Genomic DNA, 2,428 nt, shown 5'->3' with positions numbered 1-2,428 from the left:
GGGCCGGGTAGTTTGCGGCCCGCCATTGTCATGAGGAGGACCAGATGACGGACAAACAGGGAGCCATGAGAAAGACAGGCAGCCACCGTGACTTCGCTGCTGATGAGCAGGAGCGCGGTCCGGGGGTTCCCTCTGCGCTGACCAACAATCCCAAGGCCGGCCAGTGGGACGGTCGTCGGCTCAGTCGGGGAATCGTGGCGGACTACAAGCGTCTGGTCATGACCGACGGTGAGGGGATCCGTTGCTCCCTCTACGTCAGCGGCTGCCCCTTCCGCTGCCAGGGATGCTACAACGCCTCCATCTGGGACTTCGGCGCCGGGCACCCCTATACCCGGCAGCTTGAGGACCGCATCATCAAGGACCTGTCCCTGTCCTATGTGCAGGGCATTACCTATCTGGGCGGGGAGCCTCTGCTCAACACTCCCATGCTGCTCAGCCTTTCGAAGCGGATCCGGCGTGAGTTCGGCCATGAGAAGGATATCTGGTGCTGGACCGGCTACACCTGGGAGGAGCTGAACCGGCCGGGGGAGACCCCGGACAAAGCCCAGCTGATCTCCTACCTTGATGTGTTGGTGGACGGACGCTACTTGGAGAATCGGAAGAACAGCCTGCTTCAGTTCCGGGGCTCGGACAACCAGCGGATCATCGACGTGCCACGGTCCCTGGAGCAGGGCCAGGTGGTCATCTGGCCCAAGCTGCATGACCAGACCAGGTTCATTCCGGAGACTTACAGCAAGGACCGGCAGCAGGAGCAGCAGCGAGGCTGATACCGGCTCCTGCCCTGAATTGGTCTACGTCGCCTTGCCGGGGCACAATGGGTGTCATGACTGATGAGCATGATCACGACGCCAAACCCGACCTGCCTAAGGATCTGAGGGTCCGCTTCTGCCCCTCGCCGACCGGCACCCCGCATGTAGGCATGGTTCGAACCGCACTCTTCAACTGGGCCCAGGCCCGGCACTCCCATGGCACCTTTGTCTTCCGCATTGAAGACACCGATGCCCAGCGCGACAGTGAGGAGAGCTACCAGCAGATCCTGGAAGCCCTCAAGTGGCTGGGGCTGGACTGGGATGAGGGTGTTGAAGTCGGCGGCCCGGACGGCCCCTACCGGCAGTCCGAGCGCGGCGATATTTACCGCGACGTGGCCCGGCAGCTGCTGGATGCCGGCTACGCCTACGAGTCCTACTCCACCGCTGAAGAGATCAAGGAGCGCAACCTGGCCGCCGGCCGTCCGGCCGCTTTCGGCTATGACGGCTACGACCGCGACCTGAGCGACGAACAGCGCCAGGCCTTCCGCGATCAGGGTCGCCGTCCTGCCCTGCGCATCCGCATGCCCGACGAGGACATCGCCTTCGACGACCTGATCCGCGGGCATATCGAGTTCAAGGCCGGGTCTGTGCCCGACTATGTGATCGTGCGCCCCAACGGCGATCCACTCTACACTCTGACCAATCCGGTGGATGATGCCTTGATGCGCATCAACGTGGTTCTGCGCGGCGAGGATCTGCTCAGCTCCACTCCGCGGCAGATCGTCCTCTACCGGTATCTGATGAAGCTGGGCATAGCCCGAGCCATGCCCCTGTTTGGACACCTGCCCTACGTCATGGGCCAGGGTAAGAAGAAGCTGTCCAAGCGCGACCCCGAATCCAACCTCTTCCTGCACCGGGAACACGGCTTCATTCCCGAGGGGCTGCTCAACTATCTGGCCCTGCTGGGCTGGTCCATCGGCCCCGACCGCGATGTCTTCTCCATGGAGGAGATGGTTGAGCACTTCGACATCCGCGACGTCAAGGCCAATCCGGCCCACTTCGACATCGACAAGGCTGTGGCCATCAATGCCGAGCACATCCGCATGCTGGAACCGCAGGACTTCCTGAACCGGTCCCTGCCTTACCTCAAGCGCGACGGGCTGGTGAGTGCCGAGCGCTGGCAGGACCTGAGTGATCGGGAGCAGCGGGTTCTGACCGCTGCCGCCCCCCTGGTCCAGCCTCGCGTGCGCCTGCTGGGCGAGGTCTCCGGTATGGTAGGAAGTCTGCTCAGCCAAGAGGAGTACCTGGAGCCCGAGCCGGATGCCCGCAAACAGCTCAAGGACTCGGCTGGACAGGTCCTCGACCTGGCAATTGCAGCCCTGCAGGATGTGTCAGACCAGGACTGGAAGACCGATCACCTGCACGACCTGCTCACTCGGGCACTGGTGGATGAGGGCGGCTATAAGCCCCGTCTGGCCTTCGGCCCGGTCAGGGTGGCGGTTTCGGGAAGGCGGGTCTCGCCGCCCCTGTTCGAGTCTCTGGAAATTCTGGGCAAGAACACAACACTCCGAAGGTTGGCCAACTTGCGCCAAAACCTCTGAACGGGTATATTTCTTTTTTGTTGTGCTACTGACCTGCTGAACCGGGTTCGTACGCGGCGAAAAGTGAAGCCCCCGTCG

2 protein-coding genes are annotated in these 2,428 nt (G+C 62.7%); both read left to right on the top strand.

Going from position 1 to position 2,428, the window contains the following annotated elements; all coding sequences use genetic code 11:
* Positions 1–44 precede the first annotated feature (44 nt).
* The gene (nrdG, locus tag AC0AP0_RS11945; protein ID WP_490430624.1) at positions 45–767 is read left to right on the top strand and encodes an anaerobic ribonucleoside-triphosphate reductase activating protein; all 723 of its coding nucleotides are present in this window, start codon (positions 45–47) and stop codon (positions 765–767) included.
* Between the two features lie 56 nt (positions 768–823).
* Complete coding sequence (gene gltX / locus AC0AP0_RS11940) at positions 824–2,350, top strand: glutamate--tRNA ligase (RefSeq protein WP_445342271.1); 1,527 nt, start codon at positions 824–826, stop codon at positions 2,348–2,350.
* The last annotated feature ends 78 nt before the right edge of the window (positions 2,351–2,428 follow it).

It is taken from the genome of Bifidobacterium sp. POST2/T3 (B1) (genome assembly GCF_058197115.1).
This window is presented reverse-complemented; position numbering and strand designations above follow the sequence as displayed.

Bases quoted from the DNA above. Each gene is read 5' to 3' on its own strand.
- gltX (WP_445342271.1), top strand. From the start codon at position 824: ATGACTGATGAGCATGATCACGACGCCAAACCCGACCTGCCTAAGGAT.
- nrdG (WP_490430624.1), top strand. From the start codon at position 45: ATGACGGACAAACAGGGAGCCATGAGAAAGACAGGCAGCCACCGTGAC.